A 23,195-nucleotide genomic window follows, 5' to 3' on the forward strand; every position below is an offset into this window, starting at 1 on the left:
GGGCCTGGTCACAGTGGCGACGACGTCATCAGCACCGCGCCAAGACCAGCCACTACCGACGACGCCACCCCACCTAACGAAGTGCGGCTGGAGTACTAATACTGCAACGGCAGTTGAGTGGGTAACCGCCTGGGTGCCGACTCCGGGTGCGCCGGTCTGTGTGGCGAGCGTCGTCGTTGTGACGTGGCCGCGGGCGCTGGTCCAGGCGCGAGCCGTGATCCTCTTGTTATGGCCGCGTCGTATCCGGATGCCCGGTTTTCGGGTCTCATTGGCTCGATGACGAAGCCGCCCGAGGACGAGGAACAGGACAGCGAGGCCGTGCCGGACGTGCCCGCGCGATCGGCGGTGCGCACGTCGCTGCTCATCGCGGGACTCGGCTGGCTGGTGGTCGCCGCCGCGTTGTACTGGCAGAGCTGGCTGGAGCTGCATCTCCGCCCGATCGTCTTCTTCGGCGTCGAGCTGGCGGTCCTTGTCGTGGCATTCGTGCCGGCGATCTCGCTCACGGCAAGCGTCTCCTATGAACTGTGGAAGCGGCGACGGCGGCGGCAGGTCGCGTTGCTGGCCGCGGTGACCGTCCTGGTGGGTGCCGTGATCGTGGTCGCGCCGTGGCAGCACGGCTACATGTGGACCCGATTCGTCCTCCAGCGATCGAGTTTCGACGCCGTCGCTACCCTGTCCTGTACGCCGGAAGAGACGATCGACCCCTACGGTCGCACGGTCCACCGCTGCCAGATCGCCCTTCCCGCGCATGTTCGGGAGCTGTCCCCGAACGGTCCTGCCACGTTCGTCAGAGCTGGCAACGGTTCGTCCGTGCTGTACTGGAGCGCCGAGCCGGAGACACCGGGCGGGAAGGACATGTTCTCGTTGTGCAGCCAGGAACACTGGATACACATCAGCGGATCGATACCGGCCGCCACCTGGGCCACCGACCCGAATCTGTCGTCGCTCATCAGCGATTTCCCGGCCTGCTGCCGCTCACTCGGCGACGGCTGGTGGTGGGAAGACGCCTGCCGTCGATAGGCCTGTCGAACCCCTTCGGCCGACCCGGCAGCAATCCGCGGAAGTTCCCGCAGTACTGGTACTGCAACGGCTGTTGGGTGGGGTGTGGTGGATCATCACGGTGGTGGTCGAGCACCTCGGTGAGCCGGGTGGTGTGCTGATCGTGGACGACACCGGCTTCCTGAAGAAGGGCACCAAGTCCGCGGGGGTGCAGCGGCAGTATTCCGGGACGGCGGGCCGGATCGAGAACTGCCAGATCGGCACGTTCCTCGCCTGCGTTTCCGATCGTGGGCATGCGTTGATCGACCGGGAGCTGTATCTGCCCCGCAGCCACGCCGGTCAACCCTGCCGCACCTTGCTGCTCAAGTACGTCAGCACCGCCAGCACCCGCCGGTTGTCGTCCTCGTGCTGGGCCAGGTCCAGCTTCGTGAAGATGCTCGCCGTGTGCTTGCCGACTGCCGCTTCGCTGATCGTCATCCGCTGGGCGATCGCCGCGTTCGACCGGCCCTCCGCCATCAGCTCCAGGACCTGGCGCTCCCGTGGGGTCAACGCGTCCAGCGGGTCGCGGCGGGAGCGGCTCGCCAGGAGCTTCGTGATGACCTCGGGGTCCATCGCCGTGCCGCCCGCCGCCACCATGCGGAGCGCGTCGACGAACTGGTCCGCGTTCAGCACCCGGTCCTTCAGCAGGTAGCCGATCGCGCCCGCTCCGTCCGCCAGCAACTCGCGGGCGTACGTCTGCTCGACGTGCTGGGACAGCACCAGCACCGGCAAGCCCGGCCGGCGCCTGCGGGCCTCCAGGGCCGCCCGGATGCCCTCGTCGCTGAACTTGGGCGGCAGGCGCACGTCCACCACGGCGATGTCCGGCTCGTGGTCCTCAATGGCCTTCAACAGCTCCGTGGCGTTGCCGACCGCGCTCACGACGGTGAACCCGTGTGCTTCGAGCAGCCTCGTCATACCGTCTCGAAGCAGGTAGAGATCCTCCGCGAGGACAACGCGCACGAACCGCTCCTGGGGTTCCGGGCCGGGCGGGGCCGGGCTGGGTGTGCCAACCGTACCTCCGGCGCACCCGTCCGGTTACCCCGAGTCAGTCCAGCGCGCGCTTGAGGAACCCGGCGATCCCGAACGCGCCGAAGATCACCGTCGCCACCACCATGACGAGCAGGGAAATCCACAGCGGAATCGACTGCACCTGGTCCGGCATCACCAGCCGTCGCAACGCCTCCGAGACGTACGTGAGCGGATTCGCCGCGCAAATCACCTGGAACCACCGCAAACCGGACAGGCTCAGCCACGGGAACTGCCCGGACCCGGTGAAGATCAGCGGCACCAGCAGGATCGTGAACACCAGATTGATGTGGCGGGGCGGCACGATCGTGCCGAGCACCATGCCCACGGCCGCGCCGGCCAGCGAGCCCAGCGCCACGACCCCGGCCACGCCCGGCAGCGCCGCCGGGTCCCAGCGCACGCCGTCGAGGATGAGCAGGCCGATGGGGATCATCACCAGGCCGGCGATGACGCCGCGGATCGCGCCGAACAGCATCTTCTCCACCGCCACCAGCCGGATCGACAGCGGCGCGAGCAGCCGGTCCTCGATTTCCCTGGTCACCGAGAAGTCCAGCACCAGCGGCAGCGCGGTGTTCTGCAGCGCCCCGGTGAACGCGTTCATCGCGACCATGCCGGGCAGCAGGATCTGGGCGTACCCCGCGCCCGCGTAGCCGATCTGCGACAGCACCTTGCCGAAGATGAACAACAGGAACAGCGGCTGGATGAGCATCTGCGCCAGGAACGGCAGCAGCTCGCGCCCGGTGACGAAGAAGTCGCGGCCGAGCACGGCGAAGAACGCGCGGGCCTGGCTGCTGCCGGTGCCGGTGTCGAGCCCGGGGTCCCCGGCGAGAGTCGTGGCGGTCATCGGAGGTCCCGTCCGGTGATGGAGATGAACACGTCTTCGAGGGTGGGCTTGCCGAACGAGATGGCGGTGACCTCGCACCGCTCCCGGCCCAGCACGGCCAGGACACCCGGCAGCAGCGAAGCGGGTTCGACTTCGGTGTACAGGCGGAACTGGACGGCGTTCTCGTCGGCGGCGGCCCGGCCGGCGGCGGCGAGCCGCTCGACCCGCTCGACGGCGGGCACCTGCGCCAGTTCCTTGCCCACGGCTTCGGCGGGCGAATCGGCCAGGCCGACGCCCACGGTGAGCGTCGTGCTGCCGGGCAGCGACCGCGTCAGCGCGTCGGTCGTGTCGAGGGCCAGCAGCTTGCCGCGGTCGACGATGCCGACCCGGTCGCACAGCTTGGCCGCCTCTTCCATGTCGTGCGTGGTGACCACGACGGTGACGCCCTCGGCCGTCAGCTCGGCGACGCGCTCGTGCACGAACAGCCGCGACTGCGGGTCCAGCCCGGTCGCCGGTTCGTCCAGGAACATCACCTTCGGCTTGTGCATCAGCGCGCGGGCGATCATCACGCGCTGGGCCTGGCCACCGGACATCTCGTCGACCCGGGCCTTGGCCCGCGGGCCGAGACCCATCCACTCGATCAGCTCGTCGGCCCGGCGGTGCCGCTGCGTCCGCCCCATGCCGTGGTAAGCGGCGTGGAACAGCAGGTTCTGCCGCACGGTCAGCGACTGGTCGAGATTGTTGCGCTGCGGCACGACGGCCAGCGCCTGCCGGGCCGCCGTCGCGTCCTTGACGACGTCGATGCCGGCCACCTCGGCGTGCCCGGACGTCGGCAGCGCGCGGGTGGTCAGCATGCTGACCGTCGTCGTCTTGCCTGCGCCGTTGGGGCCCAGCAGGCCGAACACCTCGCCGGTGGCGATGGTGAAACCGAGGCCGTCGACCGCAGGCCGTTCCGCTTTCGGGTACCTCTTCACGAGGTCCCGTACCACCACAGCGTCCTGCACGCCGGTCCTCCAGGAGATCAGTGTCGAAAAGAGCGCGTACGGGGTGAGGAAGGGCCGTGGTGCTGGGGGACAACCTCGGCCCTTCCCCACAGGCGGCTGGTTCTGCCGAACCAGCGGGTCAGGAAGTGTGCTTGAGGTGCCGCTCGAGCTCGTCGGCCGCGCGGGACGCGCCACCGGCGGCGCGGACCCGCGCGCCCATCGCGGCGACCGCGGCGCGGATCCGCCCGTCGGCCGCCGTCGACCGGACGGCGTCGCGCAGCCGCTCCGGCGTGGGCTCCTGGCCGGCCAGGTTCGTGCCGAGGCCGAGTTCGGCCACCCGGTTGGCCACGGCGGCCTGCTCGACGCTCTGCGGCAGGGAAACCATCGGCGTGTCGAAGTACAGCGCCTCCATCGTCCCGCCCATGCCCGAGTGGGTGATGAAGGCCGAGGCGTGCTGCAGCACCGCCAGCTGCGGCACCTGCGCGTGCGCCTCGACGTTCGGCGGCAGCTCGCCGAGCTCGGCCGGGTCGAGCGCGCCGATCGAGAGCACGACGTGCCAGTCCTCGCCGGTGAACGCCGCCACGACGGCCCGGAAGAAGTCCGGCCGGTCGTTGAACGCCGTGCCGAGCGAGACCAGCAGCACCGGCCGCCCGTCCGACGGCGGCTGCCACTCGCCCTGGAACGTCCGGTCGCCGAGGCACGGGCCGACGAACGCGAAGTGGTCGTCGAAAGTCTCGCCCTGGTACTGGAATTCCCTGGCCACGAAGGCAAGCGCGAATTCCTCGCGGCCGATGGCGAAGTCCGCCGGCGAGATCGCCGGGACGCCGTGGGCCGCGGTCAGCTCGGCGATCTTCTCGCGGAACGCGACGCGGGCGGGGTGCTCCTCGCTGAAACCGTTTTCCTCGCCGAGGAACTTCGCCAGCGACCAGTGGTCGTTGTAGGCGAAGGACGGGAACAGCTCCACCGCGGGCTTGCCCCACTTGGCGGCGAGCACCCGCCCGGTCGCGTACACGGTCCGGTCGTAGAGGATCAGGTCCGGCACGTCGTCGGCGAAGGCCGCCTCGAACACCGGGATGGTCGCCGTGCTTTCCATGACCAGCACCAGCGGCAGCCAGGCGGCGAAGTCGGCGGGCGGGTCCTCGGTGCGCGGCTTGGGGGTCAGGGAAGATTCGTACCGCAGGACCCGGGCCCCGGTCGGCGCCACGAGGTCCGCGAACTGGTCCGTCGTGGCGAAGGTGACGCGGTGACCGCGGCGGACCAGCTCGGCGGCCACGTCCAGCGTCGGCATGACGTGGCCGTACGCGGGGATGGTCAGCAGCGCGATGTGTGCCATGGGAAAGCTCCTCGGATTGCGGTGGACGGCCGGGGGCCCTCAGGCACGCAGGTCGTGCTTGCGGGTGTAGTAGGCCATGAAGCCGATGAGCCCGCCGAGGACCACGATCCACTGCACGGTCGTCACCAGGTTGATGTCGTCGAGCGGCAGGGTGTAGGCGAGCACGACGCGGACGACCGCGTCCACGATCATGCCGACGCCGAAGACCGCCGTCAGCAGGCGAAGGCCGCGGCGCATCTGCGGCTCGGTGTCCCAGCGGCGCTCCCACACCTCGGCGCCGGCGCCGCCCCGCTTGGTGCGCGCGATGCTGACCCCGGCGTGCAGGAAGAACGGCTTCTCGAAGAACAGCGTGATCAGCATCCAGACGCCGAACATGGCGGTGAGCCAGCCGTCCTTGGCGAAGAAGAACCGCGCGTCGCCCGAAATGAGCGAGACCGCGGTACCGATGACCATCATCGTCACCATGAAGAGGCCGAGCCCGTCGATCTTGCGGTACCGGGCGAAGACGTACACGGTGCGGACCACCGGCACGATCCCACCGATGATCGCCGCGGTCAACAGCGGGACACCGTTCTGGCGCAGGATGTAGTAGACGGCGAGCGGGACGATCAGGTCGAAAGCCGCGGAAGCGAACAGCGCCAGCCGCGGGTTCCGCGGTTCCCCGTGGGAGGGTGCATCGGCCTGGGTGCGTTGAATGCCGGCTTCGTTCATTGCTGCTCCTGGGTAGATCGCGAGTTCGGTCGCGTTTCCGGACGCCATTCGCTTGCGTCGTGGCGCCGCTCCGGGGACAACGGTAGTGTCGCGGTCCCGGTCGGCGTGAGCCTGTTAGACCGAACATAGGGGTATGGGTACCTATACCCCTATGAGTGGGCTTGGCCGATTGTCTTCCCCCTCGGGGCGCCCCCAGACTGGAACGACCTCGAGTGCGAGCGGGCCGATCCGGCCCCCTGGAGACGATGGGGGACGCGATGAGCCGACCGGGAACACTCTCCCGTGGAGAGTATGATCTGGCGATGTCGACGATTCCCCGGCGAAGTGCCTCGGTCGTCCGGCGGGGCGTCGCCGGAATGGCGCGGCTGGTCGTTCTCGTGCTGTTCGCGGCGGTGCAGGTGTGCGTTCTCACGCTGCCCGCGCTGATCTGGCTGCCGGAATACGTAGCGGCCGCGGGACTCACCGTGCTGGTGGCCATTCCGGCGTGCCGTCTGTTGCCGGCGCTTTCCCGCAAATGCGCGCCCGCGCTCTACGGCGGGGCCATCGAATCACCGTATCTGCCGTTGCCGGCGCTGGAACGCACCGAGAACGGCTGGTACTGGAACGGCTACGACTTCCACAAGTTCCGCTGGGTCTCCCTGGCTCAGCGGCGCGGCCGCTGGTTCTTCACCGACCCGGCCACCTGGCGGGACCTGTGCTGGCTGGTGGTCAACCCGCTGTCGGGCGGCCTCCTGGCGGCCGTCCCGGTCGCGCTCGCCGGGTTCGGGGCGTTCCTGCTGGTCGCGCCGCTCACCGCGCCGCACCTCGGGGCCGGGGCGGCGTGGTACTTCCCGCTGCCGGTGGGCACCCCGGCCGGGATCGCCGCGACGGTCGTCGCGGGGCTGGCGCTGCTGGTGCTGGGGCTGGTGGCCGCGCCCGGCGCCGTCGGCCTGCACGAAGCCTGGACGCGGTGGCTGCTGGCGCCCGACGAGCGGGCGCTGCTGGCGCGGCGGGTGGAGCGGCTGTTCGCCACGCGGGCCGCGGCGATCGACGCGCAGGCCGCCGAGCTGCGGCGGATCGAGCGTGACCTGCACGACGGCGCCCAGGCGCGGCTGATCGCCATCGGCATTTCGCTCGGCACCGCCGAGATGCTGCTCGACACCGACCCCGACGAGGTCCGGCGGCAGCTGGCCGGCGCGCGCGAGCTGTCCGCCGCGGCGCTGCGGGAGCTGCGCGGGCTGGTGCACGGCATCCAGCCCCCGATGCTCGCCGATCGCGGCCTGGGCGCCGCGCTCGAGGACCTCGCGATGGACGCCCCGGTGCCCACCGACGTCGAGGTCGGGTTGATCGGCCGTCCCGACGCGGCCGTGGAGTCGGCCGTCTACTTTTCCGTCGCCGAACTGCTGGCCAACGCGGCCAAGCACGCGGCGGCCAAGCGCGTGCGGGTGAGCGTCACCCACCGGCCGGGCGCGCTGCGGGTGGTCGTCGCCGACGACGGCAAGGGCGGCGCCGACTTCGGCCGCGGGACCGGGCTGCCCGGCGTCCAGCGGCGGATCGCGGCGTTCGACGGCGTCGTGGAATTGGCCAGCCCGCCGGGCGGCCCGACCGAAATCACCATCGTCATTCCGTGTGTCCTGCCGTCGGCCGAATGATTCAGGGGGATCAGCATGCGTCGAGCGATTGTGGTGTGCCTGTTCGCCGTCGTCACTTCTCTTTCGGTGACCGGGTGCGATCACCTGATCGATTTGGGTTGCGCGGAACGGTCCTGCCATTTCAACCTCGTCAGCGGAGGAAAGGTGGACCTCGGCGGGCAGGAACTGGCGGTGCAGAAAGTGGACAACAATTCCGTCACCTTCCTGGCCAACGGCATCAGTGTTTCCCTCTTCCAGGGCGTCGATCTCGATTTCCTGGGGTACCACCTGCACCTCGGGGAGATCCGCGGCGGCGAAGCCAGCCTGGACGTCACGCGGAATTAGCGGGAAGTTTTCAGGGGTTACGGTCCGTGCAGCAGTCACCTAGGTTGGTCGTCGATTGGACCAACTAGCGGCGGGGGCGACCCTTTCGCGGGTTTCTGGGGTGACTATGCGTAATGATCTTCTACGGGCGCGGCTGCGCCCGGCGGCGGTCGTCCTGGCCGGCGTGCTCTTGACGTCCGGCTTCGCGGCGGCCGGCGCCGCGGCCGACCCGGCCGCGAAGTTCTCGCCGAGGGTGCGGAGCATCGTCGGCGAGCTGACCCTCGACGAGAAGCTTTCCCTGGTGCACGGCGGCAACGACCCGGACAACGTCGGCGAAGCCGGGTACGTGCCGGGCGTACCCCGCCTCGGCGTGCCGTCGCTGCGGCTGGCGGACGGCTCCGCCGGCGTGCGGGTGGACAAGCCTTCGGTCGTCATGCCCGCGCCGGTTTCGCTCGCCTCCAGCTTCGACGAGTCGCTCGCCACCCGCTACGGCGCCGGTGTCGGCCGCGAAGCCCGCGCGCTGGGCACCGACGTCCTGCTCTCCCCGATGGTCAACACCATCCGGATCCCTTACGGCGGCCGGAATTTCGAGACCTTCAGCGAGGACCCGCTGCTGACGTCGCGGATGGCCGGCGCCGAGGTGCGGGGCATCGCCGGCCAGGGCACCATCCCGGTCGTCAAGCACCTCGCCGGGAACAACCAGGAGAACGACCGGCAGACGATCAACGTCGTGATGGACGACCAGACGCTGCACGAGGTCGAGCTGCCCGGGTTCGAGGCCGCGGTCAAGGCCGGGGCCGGCGCGGTGATGTGCTCGTACAACAACCTCAACGGCCCGTCCGCCTGCGCGAACTCCGACCTGCTGACCGGGATCCTGCGGGAGCAGCTGGCGTTCCAGGGCTGGGTGATGTCGGACTGGCGGATGTCGCTGACCCCGGACAGCCTGGTCAAGGGCCTCGACCAGGAGATGCCGGACGGGACCTACTTCGGCGACCGGCTCAAGGCGGCGATCGCCGCGGGGACGATCCCGCAGTCCGCTTTGGACACCGCCGTCGGGCGCATCCTCGGTCAGCTGGACCGTTTTCACCTGCTGGACAACCCGGCCCGGCCGTCCCGTGACCTCGCCGGGTTGACGGCGACCGCGCAGGACGTCGCCCAGGCGGGCGCGGTGCTGCTGCGCAACGAAAAGGCGGCGCTGCCGCTGAGCACCGCGCGCTCCGGCAAGGTTGCGGTGATCGGTTACAACGCGAAGACGCCGAAGCTCAACGGCGGCGGCAGCTCCCACGTGCTCCCGTCCGCGACGCCGGCCGCGCCGGCCGACCTGATCAAGCAGCGCGCGGGCAGCACGACGACGTACACCCCGGGCTACGACCCGGCGGGCGACGTCGTGCCGGCCGGCGCGCTGTCCCCGGCGTTCACCCAGGGCGGCGGGCTGCCCGCCGGCGCGGAGGGCGTGTTCTACAACGGCACGATCACCGCACCGAGCGAAGGCGACTACAGCATCCAGCTGCAGACGACCGGGGGTGGCGGTTTCCTCCAGGTGGACGGGACGGCGAGCGGCCTGTTCGGCGACTCCATCGCGGCCGGCTACACGGGGATCACCGTGCACCTGACCGCGGGGCCGCACACGCTGCTGCTGTACGGGTTCGCGGACTTCGTCAACCCGCTGAAGGTGAACCTGCACTGGATCACCCCGGCCGCGGCCCAGGCGAAGATCGATCAGGCGGTCACGGCGGCCAAGGCGGCCACCACGCCGATCGTGTTCGCCTACGACGACAGCTCCGAAGGCCTCGACCGGCCGGACCTCGCGCTGCCCGGCTACCAGGACGAGCTGATCGACGCCGTCGCCGCGGCGAACCCGCGCACCGTCGTGGTGCTGAACACCGGGTCCGCGGTGAAGATGCCGTGGCTGGCCAAGACGGCCGCGGTGCTGGAGATGTGGTACCCCGGGCAGAAGGGCGCGGAGGCGACGACGGCGCTGCTGTACGGCGACGTCAACCCGCAGGGCAAGCTGACGCAGACGTTCCCGGTGGACGAAGCCCACACGCTCGTCAGCGGCGGCGCCGGGCTGTACCCGGGGCAGGACGGCCAGGTGAGCTACACCGAGGGCGTCGACATCGGCTACCGCTGGTACGCCGGCCACAAGACGGCCCCGCTGTTCCCGTTCGGCTTCGGCCTTTCGTACACGACGTTCGCCTACAGCGGCCTGACGGCGACGAACGCCTCCGACGGCGGCCTCGACGTGAAGGTGACGGTCCGCAACACCGGCACCCGCACGGGCACGGAGGTGGCCCAGGTGTTCGTCGGCCCGAGCCCGGAGGTGACGGCCCCCCAGCCGTCGACGGCACTGGGCGGCTACGCGAAGGTGACCCTGACGGCGGGGGCGTACCGCACGCTGACGATCCACGTCGACCCCCGCCAGCTGTCCTACTGGGACGTGACGGCCAAGGCGTGGAAGCGCGGAGCGGGCACCCGCGCGATCCGCGCCGGCTCATCATCAGCCTCGACGGCCCCGGCCACCCAAGTCGCGGTCCGCTGAGGCGCATCACGCGTGCCTGGAGCCGGAACTCACGTGATCAGGGCCGTGACTCGCGAGTTCCGGCTTCAATCACGCGAGTTCCGGCTTCAATCACGCCGGTTCCGGGCTCAGTCACGCGTGTGGCCTGAAACGAGCGGACGGCCGGCGCCCGGTTGGGGCGCCGGCCGTCCGGAGGGTTCGTCAGCCGTTCGACACCGGTAGGTGGCGGAGGCCTCGGATGATCGCCGAGCGGCGGCGGTCGGCCGGGCCCGTCTGGTGGAGGTCGGGCAGGCGGGTGGCCAGGACGCGGAACGCGACGTCCGCTTCCAGGCGGGCCAACGGCGCGCCCAGGCAGTAGTGCGAGCCGCCCGAGAACGACAGGTTGTCCGGGGTCGTCGGGCGGGTGACGTCGAAGTGGGCCGGGCGGTCCCAGACCGCGGGGTCGCGGTTGCAGCCCCCCGTCAGCACCACCACGGCCGTGTCGGCGGGGATCAGCGTGCCGTCGACCTCCACGTCCACTGTGGACACGCGGCTGGACTGCTGGACCGGCGCCTCGAACCGCAGCGACTCCTGCGCCGCCGCCGGTGCCAGGTCCGGGTCCGCCACCAGCTTCTCCCACTGGTCACGCCGCTCGAGCATGGTCTTGACGCCGACGCCGATGAGGTTCACCGTCGACTCCGCGCCGGCCAGCGTGAGCAGCTGGCACAGCGACACCAGTTCGTGCGTGGTCAGCCGGTCCTCGGCGCGGGCGGTGAGCAGCTTGCTGACCGCGTCGTCGCCGGGGTGGGCCAGGCGCAGCTCCATCAGCTCGGTGAACAGCGCGTCGAGCTCGTCCAGCGACCGCTGGACGCCCGCGATGTGCTCGGCCGAGGTGATCTCGTCGAAGATCGTGCCGAACTTCGGTCCGTGCTCGAGGTACCGGCTCAGGAACGGCTCGGGGATGTCGAAGATGGTGGCGACCACGGTGACCGGGATGAGGTCGGCGAACGACGCCATCAGGTCGAACTCCCGGCTCGTGTCGACCCGGTCCAGCAGCTCGTGGCAGATCGCGGTCAGCCGGTCGCGGAACCCGGCGATCGCCTTGGGGCTCAGGAACGGCGTGGCCAGCTTCCGCAGCCGCGCGTGGTCGGCGCCGTCGGCCCCGAGCATCGAGTTGTCGAACGTCGTGATCACCGGGCTGATCGGGGTCCCGTCGGACTTCAGCACCCCGAACCGGCGGTCCCGCAGCACCTTCGTGGCCGTCGCGTGGTCGACCGTCGTCCAGGCGCCGAGTTCGCTGCGGTGCAGCGGGCCCTTCGCGCGGATCCGTTCGTAGAGCGGGTAGGGATCCTCCGGGCCGCGCAGCAGCAGGGCCAGGGGGTCGCCGAGTTCGCCGAGGGTCCACAGCACCCGCATCTGCGTGGTCATGTCCTCGGCCTGCTGGACCGACATGAGCAACCTTTCCGAGAGGGTTACGGCTTTCCGGCGGTGATCAGCCCGGCCACGCCCCGCACGGTCGGCGCTTCGAACACCTGGGAGATCCGCAGCTTGACGCCGAGGTCGCGGCTGATCCGCGAGCACAGCTGGGCGGCGGACAGCGAGTTGCCGCCTTGGCGGAAGAACGAGACGTCGGCGGCGATCGACGGCACGCCGATGATCTCGCGCAGGATCCGCGCCACCGCGGCTTCGGTGTCCGAGAGGGGCGATTCCGCTACCGGTCCGGCCGCCGTGCGCAGGCGTGCGGCCAGCTCGGTCAGCGCACGCCGGTCCAGTTTCCGGTCTTCCAGCACCGGCAGCCGTTCCATCCGCCGCACGAGCGCGGGTACCAGGTAGCCGGGCAGCCGCTCGGCCAGCCGGGCGCGCAGCTCGTCCTCGCCGGGTGCGGTGTCGCCGGAGCCGGCGTAGAACAGGCAAAGATCCTCGTACGCGCCGTCGGCGCCGGTCACCGGCACCACCGCGCAAGCACCGACGCCCGGCACCCGCCCGGCGTTCTGCTCGACGTCGTCGAGTTCGATGCGGTGGCCGCGGATCTTGACCTGGCGGTCCGCGCGGCCTTCGAAGTGCAGCAGGCCGTCGGCGCTCCAGCGCCCGAGGTCGCCGGTGCGGTAGACCCGTTCCGGCCCGGACGGCAGGGAAATCGACCCGAACTTCCGCGCGGTCAGCTCGGCGTCCTCGAAGTAACCGAGCGCCAATCCTTTGCCACCCAACGCGATCTCGCCGCTTTCGCCGGCTTCGCACAGCCGGTCGCCGTCGAGGATGTAGGCCTGGGTGTTGGGGAACGGGACACCGAGCGGGACCGAACCGGGCGCGGTGCAGTCCTCGGGTCGCACGCGGTGGCAGGTGGCCGCGACGCTCGACTCGACCGGGCCGTACATGTTGTACAGCGGGATGTCCGGGTACGCCTCGAGGAACCGGGCGGCGTGCCGCGCCGAGAGCCGCTCGCCGCCGGTGCCCACCGCCCGCAGGCCGGCGAAGGCGTCGAGGTCGTTGTCGACCATGCTGTGGAACACCGCGGTGGGCGGGAAGATCGTGGTGACGCCGTGGATCGCGACGAGGTCACGCAGTTTCGTCGCCAGCTCGAGGGTGTCCTCGAGCAGGACGAGGGTGCCGCCGTTGAACAGCACGCCCCAGGAGTCGAGGCCGAAGGCGTCCCACGTCGCCGCGAGCGCCTGCGGCATCACCGCGCCGGAGTCCAGCGGCGTGAACAGCCAGTCGTCGAACAGCCGCACGTTGCCGCGGTGCGCGGTGACCACGCCCTTCGGCGTGCCGGTGGTCCCGGAGGTGAAGAACACCGCGCAGGCGTCGTCGGCGCCGACGTCGACCGCGGCCGGCCGGGCACCGGGGATCGGCTGTTCCGGCGGGGACCACACCGACGGCCACCGGGCACCCCGCTCGGCGGCGACCACCGGCCCGCCGAGGTGCTCGATCAGCCCGGCGAGCCTGCTGGACGGCCACCGCAGGTCGAGCGCGGCGTAGGCGGCGCCGCACTTGAGCACGGCCAGCAGCGTCGCGAACAGCTCGGGGGAGCGCGGCAGCAGCACCGGCACGAGCGAGCCGCGTTCGACGCCGCGGGCCTGCAGTTCGGCCGCGTAGGCGTCGGCGGTCTCCGCCAGTTCCCGGTAGGTGGTGTCCCGCCCGCGGTGGTGCAGCGCGGTGCGGTCCGGCCAGCGGACGGCGCACCATTCGAACAGGCCGTGCATGGTCTCGGCCCGCGCGAAAGGTGCTGGCGCCGGGTTGAAGGACGTCGTCATCGGGTGCTCCCGCGTTCGGTGATCAGCTCCGCCAGCGCGGCCGGCGTCGGGTGGGAGAAGGCGGCGGACAGCTTGAGCCGGACTCCGGTCTGCTTCTGGATCCGCTGGACGAGCTGGGCGGCCAGCAGTGAATGCCCGCCACTGGCGAAGAAGTTGGTGTCCTCGGTGACGTCGGTGCGCTTCAGCAGCGTCGCGAACATCGCCATGACGGCGCCGGTCGTGGCGTCCGGAGCGGCTTCGGCCGGGGGTGCCGCCGGCCCGGCCGTGGCGGCCAGTGCGGCGACCGCCGCCCGGTCCACCGTGTGCGCGGCCGTCTCGGGCAGCGCGTCGACCCGCAGGTACCGCGCCGGACGCGCCCGCGGCGGCAGGGCGGTCTCGGCGTGCCGGGCCAGTTCGGCGGCGAGCTGCGGCTTGTCCGGTGCGTGCACCACGGCGACCAGCTCGTCCGTGCCGGGGGGCACGGTCACCGCGGCCGCGACGACGTCGGTGTGCGCGGTCAGCGCGTCCTCCACGGTCGCCAGGTCGACGCGGGTGCCGCCGAGCGTCAGCTGACGCTCGAGCGGGCCGTGGACGTGCAGGGACCCGTCGGTGCGCCAGTGCGCGAGCACGCCGGTGGCGGTGCCGCCGAGCCGGAGCTCGCCGCGCACGCCCAGCGGCAGCCGCCGTCCGTCCGGGGCGACGACGTCGGCGTCGAGGCCCGCGACCGGCACGCCGTCGGCGAGCACCCAGCGGCCCCGGACGGGGAACACGGTGTGGACGTCGGCTTCGAGCGCGCGCAGGGTGCGGACGAGCGGGCCGGGCGCGGGTTCGGCGCCGATCAGCGCGGTGCGGCCGCCGGCGGCTTCGCCGAGGTGCTCGACCACGCGGGACCAGACGGCCGGGGTGGCGTGCACGACGCCGACGTCGTGGCGGGTGAGCAGCCCGGCGAGCAGGTGCCCGTCGGTGCGGGCCGCGTCGGGCGCCACGACCAGCGGCGCGCCGGTGGTCAGGGCCAGCAGCAGTTCCGAGACGGCGGCGGAAAGCCACAGCACCGGCCGGGCGGCTACCAGCCCCGCGACCGGCCGGACGGAGTCCGCGAGCTCCCGGTGGGTCACGCCGGGCAGCGCGGGGCCGTCCGGGGACACGGCCGAAGCGTCCGGGTCGACGGTCACCGTGACGGCGTAGGAGATCTCCTCGGGGCCGAGCACCAGTTTCGCGTCGGAGATGTCCGTGGTGACGGTCGCACCGGCCAGCCAGCTGCCGAGGATCGCGGCCGCGAGGTCCGGACCGCGCGGGACGGCCACGGCGACAACGTCACCCGGCCCGGTCCCGGCGTCGGCCAGCAGGGTCGTGACCGCCGCCGCGGCGCGCCAGAGATCCCGGTAGGAGGTCGTGCTTTCGCCGGTCACGATCGCGGGCGCGCCGGGGTTCTCCGAGACGTGGCGGGCGATCGCGGTGAGCGCGGTACCCGGTGAAGGCGGTTGCCGAGGAGCGTCGAGGACCGCGTGGTCGGTGGCGCCCCAGCCGTCCAGCTCGCCCAGCGGCCGGTCCGGCGCACTCGCCGCCGCGACGAGCAGGGCGTCGTAGCGCTCCAGCAGCAGCTCGACCTCGCCGCGGTCGAGCACTTCGGCGCCGTAGACCGCTTTGACGCGGCTCTCCTCCGCCGACGGCAGGATGACGAACTCGAGGTCGAACTTGCTGTGCCCGGGGTCGATCTCGACGACGTCGGCGGGCGCGCCGCCGATGCTCGTGGCCGCCCGCCCGCCGAAGGGCAGGTAGTTGAACACGTGCCGGAACATGGTGGTGCGCCAGGAGGAACCGGCGCGCTCGACCTCCGGCAGCAGGACGTCCATCGGCACGTCCGCGTGCGCGATCGCCTCGAAGAACAGGTCGCGCACCCGCCGGCTGAACGTCCGGAACGTCTCGGCCGGATCGATCCGCACGCGCAGCGGGACGATGTTGACGTGGTAACCGATGGCGCGCTGGGCCTGCTGGCTGCGGACGTTCACCGGGAAGCCGACGGCCAGGTCGGAACCGGCGCCGTGGGCGTGCAGCAGCAGGTAGTAGGCGGCCAGCAGCACGACGACGTCGGGGGCCTTGAGCTCCTTCTGCAGCGCGGTGACCACGTCCTTGGCCGCGCCGGAGAACGGGCGGACGAGCTGCTCGCCGCGCAGGGTCGGCTGCGCGCTCTCCTGGCCGCCGCACCACAGCCCGGGCCCGCCCGCGTCGAAGTCCCGCAGGTGCTCGCGCCAGAAGGCGAGGCTCGCCGGTTTCGGCTCGGACTCCGGCCAGAGCGGGACGGGCGGGCCGGCGTCCGGGAGGTCCCCGGCCAGCACCGCGTCGTAGACGGCGGCGAGCTCCTCCAGGAAGATCGACATCGAGGTGCCGTCGAAGATCAGGTGGTGCACGGCCACGCCGACCGAGTCGTGCTCCGGGCCGTGGAACAGGCCGACGCGCAGCAGCGGAGTGCCGTCCAAGGCGAACGGCCGCGTGATGAGCTCGCGCAGCCCGGCCTCGACGTCGGTGCTGTCCTCGCCCTCCAGGTGGACCGGGACGGACGGCAGCACCTCCTTGGTGAGCCGGGTTTCCTCGGCGTGGAAGACGGTCCGCAGGGCGTCGTACCGGCGCACCAGCTGCGCGACGGCCTCCTGCAGGACGGTCCGGTCGAGCCGGCCCGCGACCTGCAGCGCGACGCCCGGCACGTTGTTGACGCCTTCGCCGGGCACCAGCCGCTCGAGCAGCCAGAGACCTTCTTCCTTGCGGGTCGCCGGAATCCGCGGCGTCCCCTCAGCGGTCGGCATGTCCGGTCCCTTCGGGAAGGCTTTCGACGGTGTCGAAGGCGTGCGGAACCGACTCGGCGGGCAGCCGGGCGGCGAGGTACGCGCGCAGTTCGGCGACGAACGTGCTCGTCTTCGCCGCCCGCGACGGCGCGTTCGCGTAGGCGGTGAAGGGCAGCCCGGGCGTCCCGGTCCCGGCGGGCACGGTCACCGGTTCGCCGTCGGGGGCGTAGACGACGTCGACCAGGCCGGGTCCGTCGGCCGACCAGGTCACCGCGGCCTGGTATCCGCGCCGCCGGCCGATCTCGTGGAGGTCTTCCGGGTCCGGCGCGGTCACCGCGGCGGGCGCGGTGCCGGTGTCGAGCTTCGCCAGCGCGGCCAGTTCCCGCGCGACCCGGCCGTTCGGCACGCCGGTGATCCGCGCGGACGGCGGCCGGACGTCGCTCAGCAGCGTTTCCAGCGCGGCCGGGTCCCAGGCCAGCGTGTGCGTGGGCTCGACGGTCTCCGCGGGTGCCTTGCGCAGCACGGCGTCGTAGCGGTGCCGGCTCAGTTCGTTGTGGTGGCGGGCCCGCTTCAACCGGACGTCCGCCGCCGCGATTCCGGGCAGCGTCGCGGCCAGCGCCGGGAAGAAGTCCGGGTCGACGAGCAGTTCCTTTTCTTCGAGCACGCTGGTCTCGACGAGCTCGCGCGCCGCTTCGGGGGCCGCGGCCAGCTCGTCGGCGAGCACCGCGGCGCGGAAGGCCCGCAGCAGCCGCAGGTTCCGCACGTCGCCGACGAACACCGCGCCGCCGGGCACGACCAGCGCGGCCGCCTGGCGCAGCACGTCCGCCAGGTAGCCGATGTCGGGGAAGTACTGCACGACGGAGTTGATCACCACCGTGTCGAAGTGGTTCTCCGGCAGCCCGGAGAAGTCGTCGGCCTCGCGGTGGTGCAGCGTCACGTCGGCCAGCGCGGGGTCGGCGGCGACCTGCCCGGTGAGCGTCTCGATCACGGTGGCGGAGAAGTCCGTCGCCACGTACTCCTCGCACGACGGCGCGAGCTTGGCCATCAGCAGGCCGGTGCCGACGCCGATCTCCAGCACCCGGCGGGGCCGCAGCGTCCGGATCCGCTCCACGGTCGCGTCCCGCCACTCCCGCATCTGCGCGAGCTCGATCGGCAGCCCGGTGTAGGTGCTGTGCCAGCCCACGAAGTTCTCGCCGAGCCCGCCGGACTCGGGCAGCTCGCCGTAGACCCACTCGTAGATCAGCTGCCACTCGTCGACGCGCTTGCGGTCGTCGCCGTCTTCGGCGACCGGGTCCCGCGGCACGACCCGGGCGACGAGCCGCCCGGTCCCGGGCTCGCGGGTGACGCTGGCCCGGGCGACCCCGGGGTGCCCGGCGAGCGCGGCTTCGGCTTCCGCCGCGGCTCGGTTTTCGGTGCCGGTGCCCAGACCGGTCGGTGACGTCGGCATCAGCTCTCCTGCTGGCTATCGGGCGGAGGGGACGGTCAGGGGAGCAGGCCGCGGACGGCCTGCGCGACCTCCGGCTGGCTGAGCAGGCCGGAGTGGTCGATGTCGAACCGGACCTCGCGCGCGCCGATCTCCAGCGCGCCGGGCAGTTCGGCGGAGCGGATCACGTCGACGCCGTCGAGGTCGCCGGTGACGGTGAGCTGGGAGGCCGCCACGAGGTAGGTCAGGTAACTGCTGAACCAGGCGACCAGCTCGTCGGCGCGGTCGGCGTCCAGCTCGACCCGCTCGAACGCCGTGGTGCCGACCTCGCGGTAGAGCCGCACGAACTCCTTGGTGAGCGTCTCCAGGTCGTCGTGGGTGCGCTGGGCGGCTTCGCCGGCGGCGTGGGCGTTGCGCACCTCGTCCTCGGTGAGAACAGCCGCGAGGGCGTCCACCACGCGGAAGAAGCCGTAGTGCAGCACGGTGAACCCGGTGGCGGCGGTCGGGTCGAACAGGACCACGCGCGGCTTCGGCTGCCAGGTCGCGACGCGCTCGGCGATGGCCAGCGCGAACACACTGGACGCGCAGTAGCCGAATACCGCCTTGACCTCGGCGCCGCTCGCGCGCAGCTCGGTGGTCCACCGGTCGAGGTAGTCGTCGCCGGTCATGCCGGTCTCGTCGCCGACGGCGGGCGGCAGGCTCTCCCAGATGCCGTACGGCGTCTCGAGGTGCTTCGCGAGCTCGGCGAAACCCGCCTCCGGCCGCCCGGTGACCGTGAAATCAACCGTGATGATTACTTCCTTGTCGTCCGCGTTTTCGTCGATCGGCTGCCATGAATGGAGTTCGGCCACGATTGCCCGCCCTTGTCTTCAGCAGAATAAAGATTTCCGCAGGGTGAAGCTAGCAGCGGCCGATCGGGCCGGTAACCCCTAGCGCGCCCCTAAGCAAGGGCAGGTCGAGCAGCAGTTGCCCGCGGTTAGGGGTTGGAGTGGCCGACGGCGCCGCCGTAGTGTTCGGCCACGATGCCGGTGTGGGATGCCCATTTCCGGTGTTGGCGGCAGTGTCGATAAAAAGCTGCGAAATGGTGACCGAACGGGAATGAGGCCGATCGATGGGTGCGGTGACCGTTCTGCCGGACGACGCCCGGTACGCCGATCTCGTGCGCGGGGTCAACCAGCGCTGGGTCGGCAAGCCCGACTACGTCTGCGTGCCGTCCACCACCGAAGAGGTCGTGCAGGTGGTCGGCGCCGCGGTGCGCGAAGGACGGCGGATCGCCGTCCGCAGCGGCGGGCACTGCGTCGAGGCGATGGTCGGCGCGCCGGACGTCCAGGTGGTCATCGACCTGTCCGAAATGCACCGGATCGACTTCGACCCGGTCCGCGACGCCTTCGTCGTCGAGCCGGGCGCGACCGTGGGCCAGGCCTACCGGACGCTCTACAAGCGCTGGGGCGTCACGATCCCGGCCGGGTCCTGCCCGAGCGTCGGCCTGGGCGGGCACATCGCGGGCGGCGGGTACGGCCCGCTGTCGCGGAAGCTCGGCTACGTCTCCGACCACCTGTACGCGGTCGAAGTGGTCGTGGTCGACGAGACCGGTACCGCGCGGGCGGTGGTCGCGACCCGCGACCCCGGCGACGAAAACCACGACCTGTGGTGGGCGCACACCGGCGGTGGCGGCGGCAACTTCGGCGTCGTGACGCGCTACTGGCTGCGGATCCCCGGCGCGACCGGCGAGCCGGGTGCGCTGCTGCCGTCCCCGCCCGCCCGGCTGCTGGTGCAGCAGGACGTCTGGGTGTGGGACATGCTCGACGAAGCCGCGTTCACCCGTCTCCTGCGCAATCACGGCGAGTGGTACGAGCGCAACAGCGACCCCGGCTGCCCGTACGAAGACCTCTACAGCGGCCTGTGGTGCGGGACGCGGGCGTCCCAGTTCGTCGCTATGTCGACACAGATCGACAGTGCCGCCCCGAACGCGACCGGCCTGCTCGACGACTACGTGGCGGCGATCCGCCGGGAGCTCGGCGTCGCCCCGGCGCTGAGCAGCCGGCAGGAGCTGCCGTGGCTGCACGCGACGTCGTGGGGCGGGATCGCCGACAGCGGCGACCACACGCTGAGCTTCAAGATCAAGGCCGCGGACCTGCGGCGCCGCTGCACCGACGAGCAGGCCGCGAAGCTCTACCGGCACCTGCTGCGCGAGGACTACGGCAACCACCGCGCCGGCGTGATGTTCGTCGGCTGCGGCGGGCGGATGAACGCCCTCTCGCCGGCCGACACCGCGATCGCCCAGCGCGACAGCATCCTCAAGCTCGTCTACTCCACGCACTGGGACGCCTCCGAACAGGCCGAACCCCACTTGGCGTGGCTCCGCGAGTTTTATGCGGACGTCTACGCCGGAACCGGCGGCGTGCCGGTGCCCGACGACCGCACCAACGGGTCCTACGTGAACAACCCGGACTTCGACGTGCAGGACGAGCGGTGGAACGGCTCCGGGCTGGCCTGGCACGAGCTCTACCACCAGCACAACTACCCGCGGCTGCAGGCAGTCAAGGCGCGGTGGGACCCGGGCGACGTGTTCCGGAACCCGTTCTCCGTGCGTCTCCCTTGAGCCGGACGCCCATCCCGGGAGGTAACGAGTGGCGACCCCGACCCTGACCACCGAGCACGAGCACACCGGCAGTGGTCACGACGTCGTGCCGCTGATCGTCTCCGCGGACAGCAAAGCGGGGCTGCGGTCGAAGGCCCACCGCCTCGCGCGGTACCTCGCCGACCACCCGGACACGCCGTTCGAGTCGTTCGCGCGCTCGGTTGCCGCCGAGGACACCGGCCGGGCGCACCGGGCCGTGCTGCTGGCCGGCGACCGCGCCGACGGGCGGCGCGGGCTGGAGACCCTGGCCGCCGGGCAGAACCCGCCCGAAGTGGTGCGCGGCAGCGCCCGGCGGGCCGAGCGGGTCGTGTTCGTCTTCCCCGGCCAGGGTTCGCAGTGGCCGGGCATGGCGCTGGACCTGCTGGACTGGTCGCCGGTGTTCGCCGCGGAACTGGCCCGCTGCGACGCCGCGCTCGCCGCCTTCGCCGACTGGTCCGTTGTGGACGTCCTTCGTGGACACCCCGGCGCGCCCACCCTCGACGACGGCGCCGACGTCGTGCAGCCGGTGCTGTTCGCGGTGATGGTGGCGCTGGCCGCGCTGTGGCGCGCGCACGGCGTCGAGCCGGCCGCCGTCGTCGGGCACAGCCTCGGCGAGGTGGCCGCCGCCTGCGCGACCGGAGCGCTTTCGCACGCGGACGGCATGCGCGTCGCCGCGTTGTGGAGCAGCGCCCAGGCGACGCTGTCCGGGCGCGGCGACATGATCTCGGTCCCGCTGCCGGTGGCCGAGGTGCGGTCCCGGCTGGCGGGCCGCGACGGGCTGGACATCGGCGCGGTGAACGCGCCGTCGTGGGTGGTCGTCTCGGGCGATTCCGCAGCGGTGGAAGAACTCCTGGCCGACCTGACCGCCGAGGGCGTGCGAGCCCGGCGCATCCCGGTCGGGCTGGCCGCGCACTCGCGGCACATCGACGGCATCCGGGACCGGCTGCTGGCCGACCTCGCCCCGCTGGCCCCGTCGTCCACCGTCGTCCCGTTCCACTCGACGGTGACCGAAGGCCCGCTGGACACCGCCGCGCTCGACGCCGGCTACTGGTTCCGGAACCTGCGCAACCCGGTCCGCTTCGACGAGGCCACCCGCGGGCTCGTCGAGCAGGGCCACGGCGTCTTCGCCGAAATCAGCCCGCACCCGGTGCTGACGGTCGCGGTGCAGGACACGATCGACGCGCTCGACGGCCGGGCCGCGGTGCTCGGCACGATCCGCCGCCGCGAGGACGGCCCGCGTTCGTTCCTCGGCTCGCTCGCCGCGGCCTACGTCTGCGGGGCCAGTGTGGACTGGACCGCGGCCTTCCCCGGCGTGGCCGAACCGGTCGCGCTGCCGGAGTCCGGCTCCGACGCCACGGTCGCCGCCGCCGGCCTGCTGGCCGCCGGGCACCCCCTGCTCGGCGCGGCGCTCGAACTCGCCGAGGACGGCGGCTGGCTGTTCACCGGCCGCGTCTCGGCCGCGCAGCACCTGTGGCTCGCCGGGCACACCGTGCTCGGCCGGACCGTGCTGCCGTCGTCGGTGCTCGTCGAACTCACCCTGCACGCGGCTTCCGAGCTGGGCTGCGCCCGGATCGAGGAGCTCACCCAGCACCTGCCGGTCGTCTTCGCCGAAGACGCACTCTCTCCGCAAGGAATGTGCCTGCAGGTGCGGATCGGCCCGGTCGACGACGCCGGGGCGCGCCGGATCGGGGTGTTCGCCCGGCCGGACTCGGTCGGCGCCGCCCAGGGCGGGCCGTGGACGCGGCACGCGACCGGGATCATGGCCGAGACGGCGGGGGCGGCGGCGGCCGAGCCCGTGCTCGCCGAATGGCCACCGCCCGGTGCGCGCCCGGAAGACGCCGGGACCGTCCGCGAACGCCTGCGCGGCTACGGGATCGACCTCGGGCCCGCGTTCGGCGGGCTCACCGCGGCCTGGTCCCTGGACGGCGAACTGTTCGCCGAAGCGGCTTTGCCCCCGGAAGCCGGCAGCGGTGCCGGCTACGGGATCCACCCCGCGCTGCTGGACTCGGCCCTGCAGGCCGTCGCGCTGTTCCCCGCCGCGGCGGACTCCGACGGCTGGCTCGCGTCCTCGTGGAGCGGGCTGACCCTGCACGCGGCCGGCGCGACGGCACTGCGGATCCGGCTGCGGGCGAACGGCCCGGACTCGGTGTCGGTGGCGGTCGGCGACGGGGTGGGCCGGCCGGTCTTCTCCGCCGAGAACGTCGTCCTCGGCGCGCTGCCGCAAGAGTACGTCCGCGCCCCGCACGCCGGGCCGGTGAGCCGGACCGCACCGGACGGCGGGTTCGCCGCGAAGCTGGCCGCGCTGCCCGCGCCCGCGCGCGCCGAACTGCTGCTGGACCTGGTCCGCGAGCACACCGCGCAGACCCTCGGCCGTGACACCGCGGCCGGGATCGACGGCGACAGCACGTTCACCGAACTCGGCTTCGAGTCGCTGACCGCGGTGGCGCTGCGCAACCGGCTCGCCGAGGCGACCGGGCTGAAGCTGCGCACCACGCTGGCCTTCGACTACCCGACCCCGGCCGCGCTGGCCGGGCACCTGCTGGAAGCGCTGAGCCCCGCGGCGGAGGACTCCGACGTGCTCGCCGGCCTGGACCGGCTGGAGCAGGCCCTGTTCGGCGAGCCGAGCGGCCCGCCGCTGCACGGCCGGGTCAAGGTCCGGCTGCGCGACCTGCTGTTCCGGCTGGACGGCGCGGTTGAGGTGAGCGGACCCGAACCGGGGGACGACCCGCTCGACGCCGCGTCGGACGACGAAATCTTCGCACTGCTCGATCGGGAGCTCGACCTGTCCTGAGACGGG

At 71.9% G+C, this 23,195-nt stretch carries 16 protein-coding genes and 1 pseudogene; 7 read left to right on the forward strand and 10 right to left on the reverse strand.

The features are described 5' to 3' along the window. The first annotated feature begins 228 nt into the window (after window positions 1–228). Together AB0M80_RS14225 and AB0M80_RS14230 are read left to right on the forward strand one after the other, a co-directional pair. A complete protein-coding gene (locus tag AB0M80_RS14225; RefSeq protein ID WP_364563732.1) occupies window positions 229–1,020 on the forward strand; it encodes a hypothetical protein in 792 nt (263 codons plus the stop codon). A gap of 103 nt (window positions 1,021–1,123) precedes the next feature. After that, window positions 1,124–1,330, forward strand: a pseudogene (locus AB0M80_RS14230) (transposase); the annotation flags it as partial. Between the two features lie 8 nt (window positions 1,331–1,338). Here the strand turns inward: AB0M80_RS14230 and AB0M80_RS14235 are convergent. The 5 genes from AB0M80_RS14235 to AB0M80_RS14255 all read right to left on the reverse strand — a co-directional run bounded on the left by AB0M80_RS14235 (window position 1,339) and on the right by AB0M80_RS14255 (window position 5,914). Then, window positions 1,339–1,998, reverse strand: coding sequence for a response regulator transcription factor (locus AB0M80_RS14235; protein WP_364563735.1), 660 nt, complete (start codon window positions 1,996–1,998; stop codon window positions 1,339–1,341). Window positions 1,999–2,083: 85 nt separating this feature from the next. Then, window positions 2,084–2,908: an ABC transporter permease gene (locus AB0M80_RS14240; RefSeq protein ID WP_364563738.1), complete on the reverse strand. Its 825-nt coding sequence runs from the start codon at window positions 2,906–2,908 to the stop codon at window positions 2,084–2,086. Beyond that, complete coding sequence (locus AB0M80_RS14245) at window positions 2,905–3,891, reverse strand: ABC transporter ATP-binding protein (protein WP_364563741.1); 987 nt, start codon at window positions 3,889–3,891, stop codon at window positions 2,905–2,907. The genes AB0M80_RS14240 and AB0M80_RS14245 overlap by 4 nt, the downstream gene beginning before the upstream one ends. 118 nt (window positions 3,892–4,009) lie before the next feature. After that, entirely contained in the window at window positions 4,010–5,203 is a 1,194-nt protein-coding gene (locus tag AB0M80_RS14250) for a macrolide family glycosyltransferase (RefSeq protein ID WP_364563744.1), read from the reverse strand. Between the two features lie 39 nt (window positions 5,204–5,242). Next, a complete protein-coding gene (locus tag AB0M80_RS14255; protein ID WP_364563747.1) occupies window positions 5,243–5,914 on the reverse strand; it encodes a VC0807 family protein in 672 nt (223 codons plus the stop codon). Between the two features lie 302 nt (window positions 5,915–6,216). Here AB0M80_RS14255 and AB0M80_RS14260 point away from each other — a divergent pair, with 302 nt between their 5' ends. The 3 genes from AB0M80_RS14260 (at window position 6,217) to AB0M80_RS14270 (ending at window position 10,387) form a co-directional block, all read left to right on the forward strand. Beyond that, complete coding sequence (locus AB0M80_RS14260) at window positions 6,217–7,545, forward strand: histidine kinase (RefSeq protein ID WP_364563750.1); 1,329 nt, start codon at window positions 6,217–6,219, stop codon at window positions 7,543–7,545. A 15-nt stretch (window positions 7,546–7,560) separates the two neighbouring features. Next, window positions 7,561–7,869 (forward strand): hypothetical protein, encoded by a 309-nt coding sequence (locus tag AB0M80_RS14265; protein WP_364563753.1) that lies wholly within the window; start codon window positions 7,561–7,563, stop codon window positions 7,867–7,869. A gap of 106 nt (window positions 7,870–7,975) precedes the next feature. Beyond that, a complete protein-coding gene (locus AB0M80_RS14270; protein WP_364564761.1) occupies window positions 7,976–10,387 on the forward strand; it encodes a glycoside hydrolase family 3 C-terminal domain-containing protein in 2,412 nt (803 codons plus the stop codon). 180 nt (window positions 10,388–10,567) lie between these two features. On the opposite strand, the gene AB0M80_RS14275 is transcribed toward AB0M80_RS14270, so the two are convergent. From AB0M80_RS14275 to AB0M80_RS14295, 5 genes are read right to left on the reverse strand one after another with little or no spacing between them, the layout of a single operon-like run. Continuing rightward, on the reverse strand, window positions 10,568–11,797 hold the full coding sequence (locus tag AB0M80_RS14275) for a cytochrome P450 (protein WP_364563756.1): 1,230 nt from the start codon (window positions 11,795–11,797) through the stop codon (window positions 10,568–10,570). A gap of 20 nt (window positions 11,798–11,817) precedes the next feature. Continuing rightward, window positions 11,818–13,596: a non-ribosomal peptide synthetase gene (locus tag AB0M80_RS14280; protein ID WP_364563759.1), complete on the reverse strand. Its 1,779-nt coding sequence runs from the start codon at window positions 13,594–13,596 to the stop codon at window positions 11,818–11,820. Beyond that, a complete protein-coding gene (locus AB0M80_RS14285) occupies window positions 13,593–16,376 on the reverse strand; it encodes a condensation domain-containing protein (RefSeq protein WP_364563762.1) in 2,784 nt (927 codons plus the stop codon). The genes AB0M80_RS14280 and AB0M80_RS14285 overlap by 4 nt, the downstream gene beginning before the upstream one ends. Further along, a complete protein-coding gene (locus AB0M80_RS14290) occupies window positions 16,363–17,802 on the reverse strand; it encodes a methyltransferase (protein WP_364563765.1) in 1,440 nt (479 codons plus the stop codon). Before AB0M80_RS14290 ends, AB0M80_RS14285 begins: the two co-directional genes overlap by 14 nt. Window positions 17,803–17,837: 35 nt before the next feature. Further along, window positions 17,838–18,629, reverse strand: coding sequence for a hypothetical protein (locus AB0M80_RS14295; RefSeq protein ID WP_364563768.1), 792 nt, complete (start codon window positions 18,627–18,629; stop codon window positions 17,838–17,840). 260 nt (window positions 18,630–18,889) lie between these two features. Between AB0M80_RS14295 and AB0M80_RS14300 the strand changes: the two genes are divergently transcribed. Continuing rightward, window positions 18,890–20,380: an FAD-binding protein gene (locus tag AB0M80_RS14300; RefSeq protein WP_364563771.1), complete on the forward strand. Its 1,491-nt coding sequence runs from the start codon at window positions 18,890–18,892 to the stop codon at window positions 20,378–20,380. Window positions 20,381–20,408: 28 nt separating this feature from the next. Beyond that, window positions 20,409–23,189, forward strand: coding sequence for an acyltransferase domain-containing protein (locus AB0M80_RS14305; protein ID WP_364563774.1), 2,781 nt, complete (start codon window positions 20,409–20,411; stop codon window positions 23,187–23,189). The last annotated feature ends 6 nt before the right edge of the window (window positions 23,190–23,195 follow it).

This window comes from Amycolatopsis sp. NPDC051045 (assembly GCF_040682955.1).
Classification (GTDB): domain Bacteria; phylum Actinomycetota; class Actinomycetes; order Mycobacteriales; family Pseudonocardiaceae; genus Amycolatopsis.

Excerpts from the sequence above, each read along its gene's own strand:
- AB0M80_RS14285 (WP_364563762.1), bottom strand. The coding sequence starts at position 16,376 with ATGCCGACCGCTGAGGGGACGCCGCGGATTCCGGCGACCCGCAAGGAA.
- AB0M80_RS14255 (WP_364563747.1), bottom strand. The coding sequence starts at position 5,914 with ATGAACGAAGCCGGCATTCAACGCACCCAGGCCGATGCACCCTCCCAC.
- AB0M80_RS14225 (WP_364563732.1), top strand. The coding sequence starts at position 229 with ATGGCCGCGTCGTATCCGGATGCCCGGTTTTCGGGTCTCATTGGCTCG.
- AB0M80_RS14250 (WP_364563744.1), bottom strand. The coding sequence starts at position 5,203 with ATGGCACACATCGCGCTGCTGACCATCCCCGCGTACGGCCACGTCATG.
- AB0M80_RS14260 (WP_364563750.1), top strand. The coding sequence starts at position 6,217 with ATGTCGACGATTCCCCGGCGAAGTGCCTCGGTCGTCCGGCGGGGCGTC.
- AB0M80_RS14275 (WP_364563756.1), bottom strand. The coding sequence starts at position 11,797 with ATGTCGGTCCAGCAGGCCGAGGACATGACCACGCAGATGCGGGTGCTG.
- AB0M80_RS14290 (WP_364563765.1), bottom strand. The coding sequence starts at position 17,802 with ATGCCGACGTCACCGACCGGTCTGGGCACCGGCACCGAAAACCGAGCC.
- AB0M80_RS14300 (WP_364563771.1), top strand. The coding sequence starts at position 18,890 with ATGGGTGCGGTGACCGTTCTGCCGGACGACGCCCGGTACGCCGATCTC.
- AB0M80_RS14270 (WP_364564761.1), top strand. The coding sequence starts at position 7,976 with ATGCGTAATGATCTTCTACGGGCGCGGCTGCGCCCGGCGGCGGTCGTC.
- AB0M80_RS14265 (WP_364563753.1), top strand. The coding sequence starts at position 7,561 with ATGCGTCGAGCGATTGTGGTGTGCCTGTTCGCCGTCGTCACTTCTCTT.
- AB0M80_RS14280 (WP_364563759.1), bottom strand. The coding sequence starts at position 13,596 with ATGACGACGTCCTTCAACCCGGCGCCAGCACCTTTCGCGCGGGCCGAG.
- AB0M80_RS14240 (WP_364563738.1), bottom strand. The coding sequence starts at position 2,908 with ATGACCGCCACGACTCTCGCCGGGGACCCCGGGCTCGACACCGGCACC.